A 20460-nucleotide genomic window follows, 5' to 3' on the forward strand; every position below is an offset into this window, starting at 1 on the left:
TCGTCGTTCGAATCCGACGGGTGGGGAGCGAGGACTCGGTCGGAGTCGGGTTCGTCGTGGGTGATCGCCGAATCATCACCTGCGCCCACGTGGTCAACGCAGCGGTCAACCGAGACAAGGCGGTCAGGGATCGTCCCGCGGACGGCCTGCGCATTCAGATCGACTTCCCCTTGGTCGGTGACTCCGAGGGCGCGCCCCTGCGAAGCTGCAAGGTCGAGGCCTGGGACCCCCCTCCCGGGCAGGGAGCCGCTGGCCGTGACGTCGCCGGGTTGGTCCTGGTCGGCGGCGACACGCTGCCCATGGGGGCTGGACCCGCACGGCTGGTCGACCACGGCACGGTTCGGGACGTCAAGGCCAGCGTCTTCGGATATCCCGGCAATCCGCCAGGCCGGACCAACGGTGGTTGGAGTCGATGCGTCCTGCGGGGAGCGATCGGAGGCGGACTGATCCAGCTTGATACCGAGTTGGAGGCAGCGCTGCGCACGCAGCCTGGTTACAGCGGCTCGCCGGCTGTTATCACGGATGAGTTCGGCGATGCCGTAGTCGGGATGGTCGCCGTCGCCGGCCGGGACGGAACGGCGGGCGATGCCTACGCAGTTCCGTCGACCCACCTGGTAGCCGCATGGCCCCAAGAGCTGGGCAGCAGCATATTGCCACCCTGCCCATATCGAGGACTCCAGTCCTTCAGCGCGGCAGACGCCCGACGCGGGCTGTTCGTGGGCCGCGAGGAGGAGGTGTCCCGCCTTCGCTCGATGGTCAGGGTGAAACCAGTGGTGGCGGTCGTGGGTCCGTCCGGCGTGGGAAAGTCCTCAGTGGTGTCAGCAGGCTTGTGGCCGACGCTGGTCAACGATGGGTGGCTGGTAGCCTCCTTCCGCCCCGGCGTCGCACCGTTCGATGCCGTGGCTCGTGCGCTTCTCGAACTCGAACGGCCGGCCGGATCGCATTCGCTCGACGACCTGGTGGCACGCTCGGCCCAATTGCGCCGCGAAGGCTTTTGGCGTGTGGCCTCGCAGGTTGCTCTCCTGACCGGCCGCCGTATAGCGCTGCTCGGAGACCAGTTCGAGGAGGTCTTCACCAACCGGACCGACGGCGGCGGGTACATCGAGTTCCTGGAGCGAATGCTTCCGCCGCTCGACGGCCCGGAGGCCGTAGGAGACGTGCGTCTGATCTGTACCCTGCGTGCCGACTTCCTTCCTGACCTCCTGGCCCTTTCCGACATCGGTCCCCGCCTCCAGGACCGTCAGCTGAACGTCTCGCCGCTCGACGTGGACGCGCTGTCGCGGGTGATCGTGGAGCCAGCCAAGACGGCCGGCGTTACCTACGTTCCGGGCCTGGCCGAGGCAATCGCGCGGGATGCAAGCCGCGGCCCCGGAGGGCTTCCCCTGCTGGAGTTCGCCTTGACGGAACTCTGGCCGCACCAGCGCAGTAGGCGGATGAGCTTCGACTCCTACTACCAGCTCGGTGGGGTGTCCGGCGCCCTGAACCAGCATGCCGAGACGGTGTACTCGTCCGTCCGCGAGAGCTTCGACGAATCGAGGATCCGCCGCGTACTCATGGCCATGACTCGCGCCCGTGGAGGAGCGAGCAGTGCTGTCCGCGTGGTCGCTCAGCGCGAGCACCTTGGCGTCGACTGGGAAGTCGCCCAAGCGCTCGCTCATGCCGAACACCGACTCGTCGTCATCGGCCCCGAAGGCCACGGTTCTGCGGAGATTGCACACGAGGCACTCATCCGAGAATGGTCGAGACTCGCCAACTGGGTCGATGAGGACGCCGAGTTCCAGCGGTGGCTGGCCGTCATGGAGGAGCGGGCCGCGGAAGCGGAACTCCTGTCCGAGACGCGGGTGACAGAGGCGCAGCGCTGGCTGGCCGAGCGGGACACCGACATCCCGGAGGAGATCACCCACCTCGTGGCGCGCAGCCAGTCCGCCATCATCGCTCGCCGTGCGACCGAAGAGCGCCTGGACAAATCGGAGCGCCTCACTCAGCAACTCGTCGAGCAGCACAGGCAGCTGCAGGAGGCGTCGTGGAAGGACCGGAACCTGGCCCGCATTTCGGGAATGCTGCAGGGGCGACGTGACTTGGAGGCCACAGCCACCATCGTTTTGTACGAGGTGGCACCGGTCATGGCAGCGTCTTATGGTTCTTTCTACCTGGCTCAAGAGGTCAACCGCAGCATCACGGAGATGATCGTCGGCTACGACGAGAAGGAGAACTCCACACTGCGGCTGATCGCGAACTACGGACACGCTCCGGTCGGTGCTGATCCGGCGGCACACTCAGGCGAGGCGGTCGTCAACGAAGGTGCCACATTGAGGTCCACAGTCGTGCGGGACGTCCCTCCGGGAATTCTGACCCGATCTGCGGAACTCGGATCGGTATCGGCGCACGTGGCTGCGGTCCCGATCCAGCACGAAGGCCGGCTGCTGGGCCTACTCGAGGTCGCTGCTGCCAAACCGTTCAGTGCTGTCGCCCTGGAGTTCCTGAACGAGATCGCCGACGTGGTCGGGACGACCGTCCATACCATCAGCGTCAATACCAAGACCGAGGGCCTGCTGTTGGAGTCGCAGCGCCTGACGGCCGAACTTGCAGTTCGTTCAGCTGAGTTGGAGGCACGTCAGGAGGAACTGGAGCTCACCAACGATGAGTTGCAGGAGAAGGCTGAGCAACTCGCCCAGCAGAATCGCGCCATCGAAATCAAGAACAGCGAGATCGAGGAAGCCAGGCGGATCCTCGAGGAGCGCGCCGAGCAGCTCGCCCTGGCCTCCCAGTACAAGAGCGAGTTCCTCGCCAACATGTCGCACGAACTGCGCACGCCGCTCAATTCGATGTTGATCCTCGCCAAGCTGCTCTCCGACAACACGGAGGGCAACCTGTCCCCCCGGCAGGTCGAGTTCGCGGAGACCATCTGGGGCGGGGGCAGCGACCTGCTCCAGCTGATCAGCGACATCCTCGACCTGTCCAAGGTCGAGGCAGGGAAGATGGACGTCGATCCGAGCAGGGTCGATCTCGGCCCGATTGGCGACTCCCTCAGGGCAACGTTCCAACCGCTCACCGCTGAGAAGCGCCTGGACTTCGCAGTCCTGGTGTCCCAGGACCTGCCAGCCGCCGTCCACACCGATGGGCGGCGGCTCCAGCAGGTGCTGCGAAACCTGATCTCCAACGCGGTCAAGTTCACCGACAGCGGTGTCATCCGCCTCGCGGTCGACCTGGCCGGGCCCGCCACGCCGCAGTCCATTCGTAGCCGGCTGCTCGAAGCCGGCGCGATCACCGACTTCGATGAGCCGCTGATCGCCTTCGCGGTCTCCGACACTGGCATCGGTATCCCCGGTGACCGGTTGGAGGACATCTTCGAGGCCTTCGCACAGGGCGTCCACAGCAGTATCCGCAGGTACGGTGGGACGGGCTTGGGGCTGTCGATCAGCCGGGAGATCGCCCAGCTGATCGGTGGAGAGATACACGTGGAGAGCAAGGTTGGCGTCGGCTCCACCTTCACCCTCTACCTACCACTGGCTCCGCTGGCTGACCGCCTGGACGGCTCCGTGTCTGTCGCCGGAGTCCAGCACCCGGCCGAAGCCGAGGCCCTATTCTCGACCCGCTACCGTCCTCTGGAATCGAGCGCTGGCAGGGATGCGGCCTTCCGTGGCGAACAGATCCTGGTCGTCGACGACGACATCCGAAGCGTCTTCGCACTCGTCAGCATGTTGGAGCGCCAAGGCTTGAGTCTGTTTTATGCGGAGGACGGTCGCGAAGCGCTCGACATACTGAGGGACCATCGGGACATCATGCTGGTCATCATCGGAACGCGGCTGCCTGGGATGGACGGCTGTGCCACTATCGACGCCATCCGCCGACAGCCGCATGTCGCTCATCTGCCAGTCATCGCACTTACAGCCGAGGCGATGAAGGGTGACAAGGAGCGGATTTTGGCCGCAGGAGCCGATGCCTACATCACCAAGCCGATCGTCGGTGACGGCCTGATGGAGGCCATCAGCCGGTTCCTATCGTGCCGACGTCCGGGTGTTACACGGGCGCCGGTCTGCGATGTAGGTTCGGACGGTCCCGAGCCTTCGCTGCACTGAAGCCTTGACCGTCCTCTGCTGGAAGGGTGTCGAAAAACTTCGTCGGCCAGGCTCGGGATTCCGGGCACTGCAGACCGTGAGACCAGGAGAAGGAGCCTTAACCGATGTCATGCATTCGGGGACTCGCAGGGGACCACGCGTGTTCACTGCTGCCTGTGAGGCGTCGTTCGGTGAACGAACAGCGCGGGCTGTCTACGGTCTGACGTGCAGCGATGGCTACGCCCGGGCGACTGGGGGTCAAGCGGGCTCTGGGGCACCGGTTGTGTGGTCTCCAGGCGCGATCGACGGTCCTCTGGCGTTTCGGTGTCGCGCCAGTAACATGAGTTCCCCTCACGTTCACGTCAGGAGGCAGTCATGCCGGACCGCTACGACCTGCCGACGGGGTTCCGCTGGGGCGCCGCCACCGCCGCCTACCAGATCGAGGGGGCGGTGGCGGAGGACGGCCGCGGGCCCTCCGTCTGGGACACCTTCGCCGCCCGCCCCGGCGCCGTCCGCGACGGCCACACGGGCGCGGTGGCCTGCGACCACTACCACCGGTACCCCGAGGACATCGCGCTGATGAAGGACCTCGGGCTGGACGGATACCGCTTCTCCATCTCCTGGCCCCGCGTGCTCCCCACCGGCGCGAGCACCGTCAACCCCGCCGGACTCGCCTTCTACGACCGCCTGGTGGACGCGTTGTTGGAGTCGGGCATCACCCCGCTCCCCACCCTCTTCCACTGGGACCTCCCGCAGGCCCTGGAAGACAACGGCGGCTGGCTGAACCGCGACACCGCCTACCGCTTCGCCGAGTACGCCACCGTCGTGGCCGACCGCCTCGGCGACCGCGTCCCCGCCTGGATCACCCTCAACGAGCCCTTCGTCCACACCGTCTTCGGCTACGCCCTCGGCACCCACGCCCCCGGCCGCACCCTGATGCTGGAGGCCCTCCCGGCCGCCCACCACCAACTCCTCGCCCACGGCCTGGCCGCGTCCCTGCTCCACGACCGCAGCCTGGAGGTGATGCTCTCCAACAACCTCACCCCGGTCGAGCCGGCCACCTCCTCCGACGCCGACCTCGCCGCCGCCCAGGCCTACGACGCCCTCCACAACCGCCTGTTCACCGACCCCGTCCTCCTCGGCCGCTACCCCGACCTCTCCGCCCTCGGCGTCCCCGACGACCTCTACGGCGCCATCCACCCCGGCGACACCGACCTCATCGCCGCCCCCGGCCTCGACGGCCTCGGCCTCAACTTCTACAACCCCACCCGCATCGCCGCCCCCACCGAACCGGGCCTCCCCTTCGACTTCGTCGACATCCCCGACGTCCCCCACACCGCCTTCGGCTGGCCCGTCGTCCCCTCCGCGCTCACCCAACTCCTCGTCCACCTACGGGACTCGTACGGCAAAGCCCTCCCGCCCATCACCATCACCGAGAACGGCTGCTCCGTCACCGAGTCCACCACCCCCGACCAACCCCGCATCGACTTCATGTCCGCCCACCTCGACGCCCTCGCCGCCGCCACCGCCGAAGGCCTCGACATCCGCGGCTACTACACCTGGTCCCTCCTCGACAACTACGAGTGGGCCGAGGGCTACCACCAGCGCTTCGGCCTCATCCACGTCGACTTCGCGACGCAGAAGCGCACCCCGAAGGCCTCCTACACCTGGTACCGCGATCTGATTGCCAGTCATCATGCGAAATTTGGACGTTAGTTGCGAGCTGCGCGAGGGGTACGAGTCAGGATCGCGACTGGGAAGGAAGCGACTGGCGAAATGCGAACCCGTAGCCGAGTACCCCGCGCTCGGCGGTGATGACAGGGTGTCCGATAGGTCGGACGGTCTTCGCCGGCGGTTCGGCCGGGGGCCGCCGCGGCCCCCGGCCCGTCGATCGCGCCCGTCCCGGCTCCGAGTATCGTCTGATCCTTGACGGCAATGGGAACTCCGCCCGCCTCCGCGCGCCGTCACTTGTCCTCACCACCCGTGCCATCGGGTGACTACGAACGGTGAGGATGCCGGTCGACCGACACACCAGGGAGGGCCCGGATGGCGGACAGCGAGCACGAGGACGGCGATGCGAACCCCTCGGAACTGCCGGCGCTGCGACTGAAGCTCTACGTCGAGTCGCTCCAGGTCCTGATGCCCGAGCGGCAGTTCAAGCTTCTGATGGACGTCCTGCGCGGCTATGCCGAGCTCGGCGGTGGGCGGATCGCGGTGAAGCTGGACGACGAGGAGCGGGAGCTGTTCACACCTGCGGTGCAGCGCGAACTGCTCGTTCTCCTCGGCCTGATCGGCGCCCTGACACCCGGACACGAGGACCGCGCCGACCGTGTGGTGGCCGACCTCGGCGACGGGGAGTGGGCCAAGGAGGTCATGTCGCTCGTACCGCTGGAGGTCGCCTCCGACCCGGCCCGACTGCGGGAAATGCGCGACCGGCTTGACGCCGCTGAGGGCCGGCGGGCGAGCGACCGCGCGACGGTCGAGGGAATCGCAGAGGCGAGCGGGATGGCGGGGACAGAAGAGACCGGGCCCTCCTGACTCTCGACGTCAGCGCGGTCGGCCGCATGATCCGTCCGCGTGTACCGCGGCCCGAACACCTGCTCAGAACGAGCCAGTAGTGAGAGCGATACCCCAGGAATCCGAAGCAATCGCGAGCACGGGGGTTCGTGGCCCCGCGACCTACGACCTCGTGATCAGTCGCTGAATGGCGGGCTCGTCGTCGACCGCGCCGGTCTCACGCTGAAGTCTTGACCTCGGCCACGCTGAACCACCCTGGCCGCACCTCGACCAGCGGTGGTTTCAGCGACTCCACTGCGGACCGCAGGTCCTGCTCCGTGGGGTCGTGAGGCGCGGGCAAACTCCGGCCATAGCGGCGCAGCCGCCAGAGATCGAAGATCTCCCTGCCGTCGGCTGCGAAGTCCACGTCGATCTCGGTGCCGTTGTCGCTGATGAAGAGGCAGCCTGCCCCGTGGACCTGGTAGGAGTAGGTGCCGATTTCGCCGCGCGCGGCGATGCGCTACCGGGGGCCGTCGGCGGGTGTCTGTTGCCTGGCCCGGTAGGCGCGCTTTTTGACGAGGGCGCCGCAGGTCTTCATCGAGCACCAGCGGCGGGCGCCCGCGCGGGAGGTGTCGACGAAGGGGGCGCCGCAGTCGGGGTTCCCGCAGATGCGGACGCGGGTGCGGTGTTCCGATGCGCAGAGGGCGATCAGATCCCGGGCGACCATCGAGAGCACCGCCGCGAGCGCGTCGCCGTGCCAGCGCACGGTGGTCGCGTCGGGGGCGAGTTCGGGTGTCGAGGGGGGCTCGGCGGCGGCGCGGTTGACGAGCGCGATGTCCTCGGGCGAGGGCGGCGCGGCGTCCGCCAGGGCGCGGCCGGTCCGCTGGATCGCCTCACGCAGCTGCCTGGCGCGGCCGAGGTCGGCCTCGGTGCAGGGCGGCGGCGCTGTCGTGCAGTCGCTTTCGACGGCCCAGCGGCTCAAGTCCTCGGGCCAGGCGAGCCGTTCGAAGGGCGTGTCCGCGCCGCGGTCGGCCAGGGTGCCGGCGAAGGCGAAGCACAGCCGCGCGTCGTCGAAGCGGAAGTCGGCCTTGGCGCGCTGGCGCCCCTCGCGGCTGTCGTCCATGTCCACCACTTTATGCGGTTGACATGGTTCCGGGCAAGCGGCTAGCTTCAAAGTCCACCACTTGAACCGGTGGACTTCAGGCGGTTGCTCCCCGCTCCCGTCGACTCCCTTCAACTCCCGCCAACGCCCTTCAGCACGAGGAGGCCGCGCCATGCGCGCCGCAGTCATCGAGGAACTCCACAAGCCGCTCGTCATCCGCGAGGTGCCCGATCCCTCCTGCCCGCCGGACGGCGCGATCGTGCGCGTCGGGGCGAACGGGATCTGCCGGACCGACTGGGCCCTGTGGGCCGGGGAGTTCTGGACGGGCGGGCCGCGTGTCGAGGCCCCGTTCGTCCTCGGCCACGAGTTCGCCGGCACCGTCGTGGAGGTCGGCCGCGAGGTACGGGGGTGGAAGGAGGGCGACCGCGTCATCTTCCCGATGAACCCCGGCGAGGGCGCGTGCGAGATGTGCCGCAGCGGCAATCAGCACGTCTGCGAGCACGTGGACTCGCTCGTACCCGGGGTGTCCTACTGGGGCGCCTTCGCCGAGTACGTCATGGTCCGCTTCGCCGACGTCAACCTGGTCGAAGTGCCGGAGGGCGTCGGCTTCGTGGACGTCGCCGCGCTGGCCTGCCGCTACATGACCGCCTTCCACGGCGTCGTCGACCAGGCGAAGGTCCGCGGCGGCGAATGGGTCGCGGTGTACGGCGCCGGGGGCGGCATGGGACTGTCGACGGTCGAGATCGCCGCGGCGACGGGCGCCAACGTCATCGCGATCGACATCACGGACGACAAGCTGGACGCCGCCCGCGCGCTCGGCGCCGTCCACACCGTCAACGCGGCGACCGATGACCCCGCCGAAGCGGTGAAGACCCTCACCGGCGGCGGTGCCCACGTGTCGGTCGACGCCGTGGGCATCGCCGCCGCCTGCCGCAACTCCGTCCTCTCCCTGCGCACCCGCGGCCGCCACCTCCAGCTCGGACACACCACCGCCGCGGAACAGGGGGACGTCGCGCTGCCGGTCGACGTCATGATGGTCAAGGAGCTGGAGTTCCTGAGCGCCTTCGGCATGCAGGGCCAGCGCTTCGGCACGATGCTGAACATGATCGCCGCCGGCCGCCTCGACCCCGGCCGCATCGTCTCGCGCACCGTCGGCCTCCACGAGGCGAGCGAGGTCCTGGAGTCCCTGGAGACGTACGGACCCACCGGCGTGGTCGTCATCGACTCGTTCCGCCCCTGAAGCGTCTCCCCCAGACCCCCTCGAAACACCTCCCCCCGAAAGCAGGAACGGCCATGCCCGCATCCCGTCAACTGATGGACCAGGAACTGAGCCTGGCCCTCGACGCGGTCCCCATGACCCCCAACGGCGCGTTCGACCTGACGGACCTCGCCGCAACGCGCGCGGCGTTCCGCGCCCAGGCCGAGGCCGCCGCCGACGCCCAGCCAGGCGACCCGTCGGTCACCATCGAGACGCACCTCGCGCGCCGAACGGACGGCCCCGACGTACCGATCCGCCTTCTGTGCCCCACCGGAGCGCCCGGACCTCTGCCGGTCCTGCTCTGGTTCCACGGTGGCGGACAGGTCCTCGGCTTCGCCGCCCAGGACGACCCGTGGCTCACCCGGCTGGGCGCGAGCCTCGGCTGCGCCGTCGCCGTGGTCGACTACCGGCTCGCCCCCGAGACACCCGCTCCCGGCGCCGCCGAGGACGGCTTCACCGCCTACCAGTGGCTCGGCCGCGAGGCGGACGCCCTGGGCCTGGACGGCACCCGCATCGGCATCGCGGGCCAGAGCGGCGGCGGAGGCGTCGCGGCGGCCACGACCCTCCTGATCCGCGACCGCGGCGGCGTGACACCCCTGTTCCAATCACTCACGTATCCGATGCTCGACGACCGCAACCGCACCGCATCGAGCCACGAGATCACCGACATCGGCATCTGGGACCGCTCGACCAACCTCCTCGCCTGGCAGGCGATCCTGGGCGACCGCGCCGGCACCGACGACGTCTGCCCCTACTCCGCCCCCTCCCGCACCACCGACCTCAGCGCCCTGCCACCCACCTTCATCACCGTCGGCGACCTCGACTGCTTCCGCGACGAGAACCTCGACTACGCCACCCGCCTGCGGGCCCACGGCGTCCCGGTCGAATTCCACCTCTACCCTGGCGCCTACCACGCCTTCGACCTCATCGCCCCCCACTCCCGACTCGCCACCACCTTCCACCAGACCTGGTCCAACTACCTCACCCGCCAGTTCCACACCTCCCCGTCCCCCGCCTGACATCCGCGCCGAGGACTGTTCGGTCGTGGAGGAGACGAGAGGAGACGAGAGGAGAGGAGACGAGAGGGAGGAGAGGAACGGTGAGGGGCGGCCGGCCGGCCGCGGGGCGGGTGAGCCGTTCGGTGTTGCGGCGGGACACGCTGCCACCTGCGCTTCGCCCCCATCAGCGTAGTGTGGCCCGCTCGTGACCGGGGTGCGGTGGATCATGGGTGTATGGCCAGAGACACGGGCCGCTCCTCCTGGCTGCCCCTGCGTCGATCGGGTAGCCGTCGTGAGCGGCGACACCCACGCTCAGCCCCGCGGGAGCAGTCGGCGCATCGTCTGTGGTCGGTGATGAGCATCCGGAGTGTCGCCGGTCAGATGTTCGTCCTGCAGGTGCTGATCGTGCTGTTGCTCGTGGTGACGGCCGTCGTCGTGCTGCTGGTCCAGTCCCGCAGCGACCGGTTCGAAGCGGCGCGCGGCCGCACGCTCGCCGCGGCCCAGGCGTTCGCCCACGGTCCCGGTCTGGTGGCGACGATGCAGGGCCCCGACCCCAGCGCGGTGCTCCAGCCGCTGACCGAAGCGGCCCGCACGGCTGCCGGGGTCGACTTCATCGTGGTGACCGACCGCAACGGCATCCGCTACACCCACCCCGATCCGGAGCTGATCGGCAAGATGTTCATCGGCACCATCGGGCCGTCGCTGCACGGCCAGGTCACCATCGAGGACGTGAACGGCCCACTCGGCTCCGAGTACCAGGTGGTCGTCCCGGTGGAGGACTCCCACGGGGCGGTCGTGGGCATCGTCTCGTCCGGGATGAAGGTCTCCAACGTGAGCAGCGCGTTCAACCGCCAGCTGCCGGTCGTCCTGGGCGTCGGCGCCTTGGCGCTGGGCCTGGCCACGGCCGGCACGGCGCTGGTGGGCAGGCGTCTGCTGCGGCAGACGCGCGGCCTGGGGCCGGAAGAGATGACCCGGATGTACGAGCACCACGACGCGGTGCTGCACGCGGTGCGCGAGGGCGTGGCCATCGTCAGCGGCGACGGCCGGGTCCTGCTCGCCAACGACGAGGCGCGCCGCCTGCTCGACCTGCCGCCCGACGTGGAGGGGTGCACCGTCGCCGACCTCGGCCTCGCCCCCCGCACGGCCGAACTGCTGCTCTCCGACCGTGCGGTCACCGACGAGGTGCTCCCCGTCGGAGACCGCCTGCTGGCCGTCAACAGCCGCCCCACCGACAGCGGGGGAGGACCGTCGGGCAGCGTCACCACCCTGCGCGACTCCACCGAACTGCGCGCCCTCGCGGGGAGGGCGGAGGTCGCCCGCAGCCGGCTCAGGCTGCTGTACGAAGCGAGCCTGGCCATCGGCACGACCCTGGACGTCCGGCGCACCGCGGAGGAGCTCGTCCGGACGGCCGCCCACGAATTCTGCGACTACGCCACTGTCGACCTCGCCGAAGCGGTCCTGGACGGCGAGGAACCACGGGTGCTGGTGGTCGATGCCCCGGTGGAGCTGCAGCGGGTGGCGCTCGCGGGCGCCCGGGACGATTCGCCGCTGTACCCCCGAGGGGAGCTGGTCAGGTGGGACCGGGGCACCCCGCAGGCGGCGGGTTTCGTCGGGGGGCGTCCCACGCTGGTCACCGAGCTGGCGACCGACGCCGGCTGGCGCATGCAGGACACCGAGCGTACGCAGGCGGTGCTGGAGTTCGGCCTGGCATCGCTGATCGCCGTTCCGTTGTCGGCACGGGGTGTGCTGATGGGCATCGCCTGCTTCTGGCGCAGCCGTGACAGAGGTCCCTTCGAGGAGGAGGACCTGTCCCTGGCCGAGGAGCTGGCCGCCCGGGCCGCCGTGTCCATCGACAACGCCCGCCGCTACACGCGCGAGCACATGATGGCCGTCACCCTTCAGCACAGCCTGTTGCCGCGCGCGCTGCCCGAGCAGAGCGCCCTCGACATCGCCTACCGCTACCTCCCCGCCCAGGCGGGGGTCGGCGGCGACTGGTTCGACGTCATCCCGCTGTCGGGCACCCGGGTCGCGCTCGTCGTCGGGGACGTGGTCGGCCACGGCCTGCACGCGGCCGCGACCATGGGCCGCCTGCGCACCGCGGTCCAGAACTTCTCCACCCTCGACCTGCCGCCGGACGAGCTCCTCGGGCACCTGGACGAACTGGTCGCCCACATCGACCAGGAGACGGCGGCAGCCGAGGGCGAGCTCGCGATCACCGGCGCCACCTGCCTCTACGCCATCTACGACCCCACCACCGCCACCTGCGCCCTGGCCCGGGCGGGCCACCCGCCGCCCGCGCTCGTCCACCCGGACGGCACGGTGGAGGTCCTCAGCCTTCCCGCCGGTCCGCCGCTCGGCCTGGGCGGGATGCCCTTCGAGGCCACGGAGGTACGGGTGCCCCAGGGCAGCAACCTGGTCCTCTACACCGACGGCCTCATCGAGGACCGCACCCGCGACATCGGTGTCGGCCTGGACGTCCTCACCGCCACCCTGGGCCGCGCCGACCGGTCGCCCCAGGAGGTCTGCGACGCCGTGCTCGACGCCCTGCTGCCCGTCCGCCAGACCGACGACATCGCCCTGCTCGTCGCCCGCACCCAGGTGCTGGCACCCGATCGGACCAGCGAGTGGGAAGTGGCCGCGACCCCCGAGGCCGTGGGCCGGGCGCGGGCCGAGGCGACCCGACAGCTCACCGAGTGGGGCCTTGAGGAGGCCGTGTTCGTCACCGAGCTGGTGCTCAGCGAGCTGGTGACCAATGCCATTCGCCACGGGACCGAACCGATCAAGGTGCGGCTGCTGTACGACCGCACGCTGATCTGCGAGGTCGCCGACACCAGCAGCACCGCCCCGCACCTGCGCTACGCGGCCGCCGAGGACGAGGGTGGCCGCGGCCTGTTCCTCGTGGCCCGGCTCGCCGAGCGCTGGGGCGTGCGCTACACCCCTTGGGGAAAGATCATTTGGGCCGAGCAGTCGCTGCAGCCGAGCGCCTCGATGGCCTGGCCCATGCTCGAGTAGCCGGGGAAAGCCCGTGCTCGGCAGGCCCGCAGCCGGGGCAGGCCCGTGGGGGTCGATCCGGGTCAGCCGGTGGTGAGCACCATCCGGAAGCGGGCCTTCCCGGCGAGCATCTTCTGGTACGCCTCCTCGGCGTGGTCCAGCGGCACGGTCTCGGTCATCGGGCGGATGCCGTGCAGGGCGCTGAACGCCATCGTGTCCTCCACGTCCTGCGCGGTGCCGGACGGGTGGCCCCGGACGACGTTGGCACCCATGAGCAGTCCGGCCGGACTGATCGCCATCGGAGCGGCGTCCGCCCCGATCACCACCAGCTCCCCGCGGGGGGCCAGCCCGTCCAGGGTGGATGCGATGGCCTCGGAGTTCCCGGCAGTGGCCAGCACGGCCCTGGCGCCGCCGAAGGATTGCAGCGCCTCGGCGACCGGGGTGCCGGCGGTGCTGTCGACGTAGTGGTGGGCGCCCAGTTGCTCGGCGAAGCCGGCCTTCTCGGCTCCCCGGGCGATCGCCACCGTCTCGAAGCCCATCGCGACCGCGTACTGAACCCCGAGGTGCCCGAGCCCGCCGAGCCCGAGCACCGCGACCAGATCGCCGGGCCGGGCGGCGCTGCGCCGCAACCCGTTGTACGTGGTCACGCCCGCGCAGGCCATCGGCCCGGCATCGCCCGCCGCCAGTTCGTCGGGGATCCGGGCCAGTGCGTCGGCGGGCGCGATCACCTTCTCGGCGAAGCCCCCGTCATACGCCCATCCCGGGACCTTCAGGTTCCGGCACACGATGAAGTCGCCCTGGCGGCACGGTTTGCAGTGGCCGCAGCTGCCGCCGAACCAGCCGACCGCCACCCGGTCGCCGATCTGCCATCCACGGTCCCGAGTGCCCTCGCCGAACTCCTCGATGTGCCCGGCGATCTCGTGTCCGGGCACCACGGGGAACGACACACCCGGTAGCGCCGCGTTCACGAAGAGTGTGTCGGAGTGGCAGACGCCGCACGCCTCCACGGCGATCCTCACGTGGCCGGGTCCCGGCTGCGGCACCTCTCGCTCGGCCGGGTGGAGCGCACCGCCCGGGGCGGTCGCCTGTGCCACTCGATAGGTACTCATGATCAGCGCTCCTCCGGGAAGATGATCGGCGCTCCTCCGGGAAGTCGTCGCCGTACGTCGGCAGGCTGCTCAGGGGTCCATCCGGGGGGCCTTTCTTCACCATAAGGCCGTACGGGCCACTGCGCAGGGCAGTGGGAGCAGCAGGCCGAGGGCCACCAGCGGCCCCTCGGCCTCGTCCGTGTCGACTTCGTCCGAAATCACCGCTCACGCAAGTTTGTTGACACCTCGTTCTGCCGGAGCGGTCCTGCGGGAGCCCGAAGGGGCCCGGCCCCGCTGTGCTCGCCGCGCGGCCGGGTCCTCGGGGGGTGGTGGTCAGCTGAGGGTGCGGAGCGCGTCGGCGTCGTAGGGGCGCAGGTCGGCGTGGCGGCCGGAGAGGACCTTGGCGGCCCACTGCGGGTCCTGGAGGAGGGCGCGGCCGACGGCGACCAGGTCGAACTCGTCGCGCTCCAGCCGGTCGAGCAGGTTGTCGATGGCCTGGACCGGGGAGCCCTCGCCCCTGAAGGCTCCGACGAAGTCGCCGTCGAGGCCGACCGAGCCGACGGTGATGGCGGGCCGGCCGGTGAGCTTCTTGGTCCAGCCCGCCAGGTTGAGGTCCGAGCCGTCGAACTCGGGGACCCAGTAGCGGCGGGTCGAGGCGTGGAAGGCGTCGACGCCGGCCTCGGCGAGCGGGGTGAGGACCGCCTCCAGCTCCTCGGGGGTCTCGGCGAGACGGGCCTCGTAGTTCTCGGACTTCCACTGCGAGTAGCGGAAGATCACCGGGAACTCCGGGGAGACGGCCGCTCGCACCGCGGCGACGAGCTCGGCCGTGAACTTCGTCCGGGCCACCGGGTCGCCGCCGTAGGCGTCGGTGCGGCGGTTGGTGCCCGCCCACAGGAACTGGTCGAGCAGGTAGCCGTGGGCGCCGTGCAGCTCGACGCCGTCGAAGCCGATCCGCTCGGCGGCCGCGGCGGCCTCGGCGAACGCGCCGATGACGGCGTCCAGATCGGTCCGGGTCATCGCCTGGCCCGTTCCCTCGGTGCCGTCCAGGCGGATCCCGGACGGGCCGACGGCGGGCGCGTCGGCGAACGGCGGGTCGCCCTGCTGGCGCACCATGCCGATGTGCCAGAGCTGCGGCACGATGGTGCCGCCCGCCGTGTGGACGTCCTCGGCGACGCGGGCCCACCCGGCCAGCTGTTCCTCGCCGTGGAAGCGCGGGATGTCGTCACTCTGGCCGGCGGACTCGTGGCCGACGTACGTCCCCTCGGTGATGATCAGGCCGACGCCCGCGGCGGCCCGGCGGGCGTAGTACGAGCGCACGTCCTCGCCGGGCACGCCGCCCGGGGAGAACCTGCGCGTCATCGGCGCCATCGCGATGCGGTTGGGAACGGTCAGCCCGTTGAGCGTGACGGGCCGGGACAGGATTTCGGCCGCGCGGGAGGCTGCGGGCTCGGTGACGGTCATGGGATCCCTCGTGGGTACCGGTGGAGTGCGCCGGGGCGGAATTGGTTGCCTGTGCAAACAACCTGGGAGGCCCCCGCATTTCGCCGACTGCGCGAATCCTGCTGTGATCAGCGCCACTGCGCACCGGAGGGGGCGGCTGGCTCGTCGCGCCCGGTCGTGGCCCAACCCGTCTGCTGCGGTGTGGACTTGGCGGCCGTCAGGGGCGGGAGGGCGGGCCCTGGCTACAATCACGACGTGTTCGACGGCCTGAGGCCTTCCGCCGGCGCTCCGGAATCGTCCACGTCGACTTCGTGGCGCAGCGACTTCGCGGCGCGGTGACTTCGTGGCGCAGTGATTTCGCGGCGTAGCGACTTCGTGGCGCAGCGGCGCACCCCGAAGGCCTCCTACGCCTGGTACCGCGACCGATCGCCGACCGAAGGAGCTGACGATGACTCCACGACAGATCGCCGACGACTACGTGGCCCGGGTCGCCGCACACGATCCCGTCACCTCCACGTCCCTGGGCCTGGCTCCGGGCGACGACCGGATGCCCGACCTGTCGCCGGACGGCGTCGAGGAGACGGTCCGGCTCGCGCGGGAGGCGCTGGCGCGTCTGGACGCCGTCCCCGAGGCCGGGCCCGACGGGGATCCGGCGGAGCTCGTGTGCGCGCGGCTGCTGCGCGAGCGGCTCGACGCCGAGGTGCGGGTGCACGAGGCCGGCGAGAACTTCCGCGCCGTGCGGAACCTGCACACACCGGTGCACCAGCTCCGGGGCATCTTCACGATGATGCCCACCGCCACCGACGACGACTGGGCCCCGGTCCTGGGCCGACTGCGCAACCTGCCCGCCGCGCTGGACGGTTACCGTGCCACGCTGGCGGAGGGCGTCGCCCGCAAACTGCTCGCCGCGCCCCGCCAGGCCGACGTGCTGTGCGCGCAGCTCACCGCGTGGACCGGCGAGACGGCCGGGGGCCCCGGCTGGTTCGCCGAGTTCGTCGCCCCCGCGCCGCAGCGGCTCCGCCCCGAACTGGACACCGCCGCGAACGACGCGACGGCCGCCGTGGCTGCGTTCCGGGACTGGCTCCGCGACAGCTACCGGTCCGCTGCGGAAGGCACGCCGGACGCCGCCGGCCGCGAGCGCTACCTGCTCGGGGCCCGCCGGTACACCGGCGCCGACCTGGACCTGGACGAGACCTACGACTGGGCCTGGGAGGAGTTCCACCGGGTCTGGGCCGAGCTGCGCACAGAGGCCGAACGGGTGCTGCCCGGCGCCACCGTCCAGGAAGCCCGGGCCCACCTGGACGAGCACGGACACACCGTGCACGGCGCCGAGCAGATGCGCGGCTGGCTGCAGCAGATCACGGACGACGCGATCGAGGCACTCGACGGGCGCCACTTCGACATCACCGGCCCGCTGCGCCGGGTCGAGACCAGGATCGCCCCGGCCGGCAGCGCCGCCGCGCCGTACTACAGCGGACCGAGCCTCGACTTCGCCCGCCCGGGCCGGACCTTCCTCCCGCCGGCCAACGGCGACGCGCAGGAGCGGTTCCGCACCTGGCGCCTGGTCAGCACCTGGTACCACGAGGGCGTCCCCGGGCACCATCTGCAGCTCGCCTCCTGGACCGCGGCGGCGGAGCAGCTGTCCCGCTACCAGGTCACCCTCGGCAAGATCAGCGCCAACGTGGAGGGCTGGGCCCTGTACGCGGAGCGGCTGATGGACGAGCTCGGCTTCCTCACCGATCCCGGACGCCGCCTCGGCTATCTCGGCAAGCAGATGATGCGCGTCGCCCGCGTCATCGTCGACCTCGGCATGCACCTGGAGAGCGTCATTCCGGCGGGCTCCCCGTTCCACCCTGGCGAGCGCTGGACCCCGGAGCTGGCCACCGCCTTCATGGCCGACTACGTCGGTCTGGCGCCCGCCCACCTGCACAGTGAGATCGTCCGCTACCTCGGCTGGCCCGGCCAGGCCATCGGCTACAAACTCGGCGAGCGCGCCTGGCTGGCCGGCCGCGAGGCGGCCCGCCGCCGGCTGGGCGCCGACTTCGACCTCAAGCACTGGCACATGAAGGCCCTGCGGCAGGGCTCCCTGGGCCTGGACGACCTGGAGGCAGCCCTGGCAGTGCTGTGACCGCCGGCTGACGGCCGTGCGACCGCCGTCGATGGAGACGGACGTACGGACGGCACCCGGCCCGGAGACTCCGCGGGGCCGCGGGGCCGCTGGGCCGCCGGGGGTGTGGTCGGGAATCCGGGGCGGTCGGCGGTGCCTGGATGGAATCATGTGGACGCCCGGAGAGGGTGCCGCAGGGTCGAGTCGGGACAGGAGCCGTAGGTGGGAGAGAGGCAGCGCGCCGTCCGGAAGCCCAAGGTCGTGCTGGCGGACGGGGAGCGGCTCCATGCGGTCGCCCGCGCGGTCGTCGACGATCACCAGGGTGCTGTCGAGCACGTGCGCCAGGCCGCGGCCGGTCTGCGGGGCCAGCTGGTCCGCGACGAACTGGACGCCATTCCGGTGGCCCGGCTGAGGGATGTCACCGAGGGGCGTCTGCGCGTCGGCGCGTTGGAGGCCGCCGGGATCAGGACCGTGCGGCAGGTGGTGGACGCCACGCCCTACACGCTCCAACTGCTGCCCGGAATCGGAGCCCAGAGCGCTCTCCAGGCCATCGCCGCCGCCGGGCAGATCGCCCGGGCAGCGGAGCAGGCCGTGGCGATCCGGCTGGACGTCGACCACCAGGACACGGCCGGCACCGCGCTGGTCGTCGCACTCCAACGGCTGGTCGCCGCCGGGCCCGATGCGAGACGGGCCAGGGAGCTGGCGGAGCGTGTCGCCGGCGAGGCCGCCGCCCTGATCGCCGCCGCCCAGCCGGCCCGGGGCGTTGTGAGAGGCCTGTTCGCCGGGCGGCAGCGCCGGCAGGAGGCGTTCGCCGCGGTCGACCGGTTGGACGCCCTGCTCGCGGAGACGGAGAGCCGAGGAACGTCCATGCTCTTCGCCCAGGCCTCGGTGGACCTCCTCCGCCCACCGGCCACGGACATCGAGGCCTGGGCGGAGTTCGAAGTCCGCTCGGCCGAGTTCTACGGCGTCCTGGGCGAGTTCGCCGGATCCGGCTCCGACGGGCTCACCGCCTCCGAGGGCTTCCTCCCGGAGAGCCTGTCGGACCGGGTCCGGGCCGAGCCGCTGGACGACACCCGGTGCACGGTCCCGCTCCGTGGTTACCAGGCGTTCGGAGCCCGCTTCGCCCTCGCCCAGAAGCGGGTGATCATCGGCGATGAGATGGGCCTCGGGAAGACGATCCAGGCGATTGCCGCACTCGCGCATCTGCGGGCGCACGGGAGCGCACACTTCCTCGTCGTCTGCCCGGCGAGCGTCCTCATCAACTGGATCAGGGAGATCGAGTCGCGCAGCACGTTGAGGGCGTTCCGATTCCACGGCCAGGAGCGGGAAGCCGCGCGCACCGAATGGCTCCGCAGCGGAGGTGTCGCCGTCGTGACCTTCGACGGACTGCGTCGCCTGGAGGTCCCGGAGGACGTCACGGTCGGCATGGTCGTGGTGGACGAGGCCCACTACGTCAAGAACCACAGCACGAAGCGCTCGCAGGCGGTGGCAGAGTGGACCGCCCGCGTCGACCGTGTCCTGTTCCTCACCGGCACCCCGATGGAGAACCGGGTGGAGGAGTTCCGGAACCTGGTCCGCTATCTGCAGCCTGATCTTCTGCCCGGAATCCACAGCAGTTCGGCCGCCGCAGGGCCGACGTCGTTTCGCAAGGCAGTGGCACCGGCCTACCTGCGCCGCAACCAGCGGGACGTCCTGACGGAGCTCCCCGACGTCGTTCATGTCGACGAATGGGAGGAACTGTCGGCGTCCGATCTCGTCGCCTACCGCTCGGCGGTCGCCGAGGGGAACTTCATGGCCATGCGCCGTGCCGCGTACGCGGACCCGGAAGGGTCGGCGAAGCTGCTGCGGCTGATGGAGGTCGTCGACGAGGCTGCGGAGAACGGGTTGAAGGTCGTTGTCTTCTCGTTCTTCCGAGATGTCCTGCGGGTCGTCCAGGACGCCCTGGGGCAGCGTGCTTTCGGCCCGATCGACGGAGGCCTGGACGCTGTCCGACGGCAGGACGTCGTGGACGAGTTCGCCGCCGTGCAGGGCCATGCGGTGCTGCTGAGCCAGATCCAGGCCGGCGGTGTGGGACTGAACATCCAGGCGGCGTCGGTCGTCATCCTCTGTGAACCCCAGGTGAAGCCCACCATGGAGAGCCAGGCGATAGCCAGAGCCCATCGCATGGGCCAGGTCCGGCGTGTGCAGGTGCACCGCTTGCTGGCCGTGGACAGCGTCGACCAGCGGATGGTGGAGATCCTTCGCGCGAAGAGCCAGTTGTTCGACGACTACGCGCGCCGCAGTGACGTGGCCGAATCGACTCCTGAAGCGGTCGACGTCTCGGAGCAGTCGCTGGCCGCGCTGATCGTGGAGGAGGAACAACTGCGCCTCGCCCGGACGGCTGCCAACGGTGCTGCGACCTGACGTTGTGACCGGGGGCGTTGTGGCGGGTCGGTAGGGGTCGGGAGGGGCTGGCAGGGGCGGCTGGCAGGGGCTCGCAGGGGTAGACCTGCGCGGTCCCGGGCTGGGCGTTTGTTTCGGGCACTGAATAGGGGGTACTGTCTCCCAGTCGCTCGGCAGGGAGCACCGGACACGCATCGGCGCGGACGGTCCCGGGGCGGCCAATCCTCTTGAAACACCACCTCCTGGTTCGGGCCGGGTCGCGTCTTGTCGCGGCTTGGTTCCTATTCGGCGTGCTCGTTTTATTGGATTGCGGCTGATTCGCTTTTCGGAGCAGGGGTCGGCTAGAGTTTGAAACGTCGGACGGGGCATAAAGCCGCAGAAGACACCAGCGAGTTGGATGAACGAAGCGCCGGAAAACGGAGCGGAAAACGTCTGATAAGCTGGGAACACGAAAGAACGAAGCGCCCGGAGGGCCCGCTGGAAGGCGGTCCGAAGGAAGTGTCCGTTCCTTGAGAACTCAACAGCGTGCCAAAAGTCAAC

General features: G+C 70.2%; 12 protein-coding genes. 8 read left to right on the top strand and 4 right to left on the bottom strand.

Going from position 1 to position 20460, the window contains the following annotated elements; translation table 11 throughout:
* Window positions 1-20: 20 nt before the first annotated feature.
* The 3 genes from ACFVX9_RS29960 to ACFVX9_RS29970 all read left to right on the top strand — a co-directional run bounded on the left by ACFVX9_RS29960 (window position 21) and on the right by ACFVX9_RS29970 (window position 6596).
* Window positions 21-4079, top strand: coding sequence for an ATP-binding protein (locus ACFVX9_RS29960; RefSeq protein WP_387984502.1), 4059 nt, complete (start codon window positions 21-23; stop codon window positions 4077-4079).
* A gap of 354 nt (window positions 4080-4433) precedes the next feature.
* Window positions 4434-5774: a GH1 family beta-glucosidase gene (locus ACFVX9_RS29965; RefSeq protein WP_387984503.1), complete on the top strand. Its 1341-nt coding sequence runs from the start codon at window positions 4434-4436 to the stop codon at window positions 5772-5774.
* Window positions 5775-6104: 330 nt separating this feature from the next.
* Window positions 6105-6596 carry a hypothetical protein gene (locus ACFVX9_RS29970; RefSeq protein WP_063350434.1) on the top strand — a complete coding sequence of 164 codons (492 nt, stop codon included), beginning with the start codon at window positions 6105-6107 and terminating at the stop codon, window positions 6594-6596.
* Window positions 6597-6792: 196 nt separating this feature from the next.
* On the opposite strand, the gene ACFVX9_RS29975 is transcribed toward ACFVX9_RS29970, so the two are convergent.
* Complete coding sequence (locus ACFVX9_RS29975; protein WP_387984519.1) at window positions 6793-7071, bottom strand: DUF6896 domain-containing protein; 279 nt, start codon at window positions 7069-7071, stop codon at window positions 6793-6795.
* A 3-nt stretch (window positions 7072-7074) separates the two neighbouring features.
* Window positions 7075-7677, bottom strand: coding sequence for a CGNR zinc finger domain-containing protein (locus ACFVX9_RS29980; protein ID WP_387984505.1), 603 nt, complete (start codon window positions 7675-7677; stop codon window positions 7075-7077).
* Window positions 7678-7828: 151 nt separating this feature from the next.
* On the opposite strand from ACFVX9_RS29980, the gene ACFVX9_RS29985 reads away from it, so the two are divergent.
* From ACFVX9_RS29985 to ACFVX9_RS29995, 3 genes are all read left to right on the top strand, one after another.
* The gene (locus tag ACFVX9_RS29985) at window positions 7829-8896 is read left to right on the top strand and encodes an alcohol dehydrogenase catalytic domain-containing protein (protein ID WP_363377147.1); all 1068 of its coding nucleotides are present in this window, start codon (window positions 7829-7831) and stop codon (window positions 8894-8896) included.
* 53 nt (window positions 8897-8949) lie between these two features.
* Complete coding sequence (locus tag ACFVX9_RS29990) at window positions 8950-9933, top strand: alpha/beta hydrolase (RefSeq protein WP_387984507.1); 984 nt, start codon at window positions 8950-8952, stop codon at window positions 9931-9933.
* 333 nt (window positions 9934-10266) lie between these two features.
* Window positions 10267-12924 carry a SpoIIE family protein phosphatase gene (locus ACFVX9_RS29995; protein WP_387984508.1) on the top strand — a complete coding sequence of 886 codons (2658 nt, stop codon included), beginning with the start codon at window positions 10267-10269 and terminating at the stop codon, window positions 12922-12924.
* 62 nt (window positions 12925-12986) lie between these two features.
* Here the strand turns inward: ACFVX9_RS29995 and ACFVX9_RS30000 are convergent, their stop codons facing one another.
* Together ACFVX9_RS30000 and ACFVX9_RS30005 are read right to left on the bottom strand one after the other, a co-directional pair.
* Window positions 12987-14012 (bottom strand): alcohol dehydrogenase catalytic domain-containing protein, encoded by a 1026-nt coding sequence (locus ACFVX9_RS30000; RefSeq protein ID WP_063350439.1) that lies wholly within the window; start codon window positions 14010-14012, stop codon window positions 12987-12989.
* 312 nt (window positions 14013-14324) lie between these two features.
* Window positions 14325-15452 carry an NADH:flavin oxidoreductase gene (locus tag ACFVX9_RS30005; RefSeq protein WP_387984510.1) on the bottom strand — a complete coding sequence of 376 codons (1128 nt, stop codon included), beginning with the start codon at window positions 15450-15452 and terminating at the stop codon, window positions 14325-14327.
* 427 nt (window positions 15453-15879) lie between these two features.
* Here ACFVX9_RS30005 and ACFVX9_RS30010 point away from each other — a divergent pair, with 427 nt between their 5' ends.
* Together ACFVX9_RS30010 and ACFVX9_RS30015 are read left to right on the top strand one after the other, a co-directional pair.
* On the top strand, window positions 15880-17559 hold the full coding sequence (locus ACFVX9_RS30010) for a DUF885 domain-containing protein (RefSeq protein ID WP_387984512.1): 1680 nt from the start codon (window positions 15880-15882) through the stop codon (window positions 17557-17559).
* A gap of 201 nt (window positions 17560-17760) precedes the next feature.
* Complete coding sequence (locus ACFVX9_RS30015; RefSeq protein WP_387984514.1) at window positions 17761-19941, top strand: DEAD/DEAH box helicase; 2181 nt, start codon at window positions 17761-17763, stop codon at window positions 19939-19941.
* The last annotated feature ends 519 nt before the right edge of the window (window positions 19942-20460 follow it).

This window comes from Kitasatospora sp. NPDC058243 (assembly GCF_042882025.1).
In the GTDB taxonomy this organism is placed as follows: domain Bacteria; phylum Actinomycetota; class Actinomycetes; order Streptomycetales; family Streptomycetaceae; genus Kitasatospora.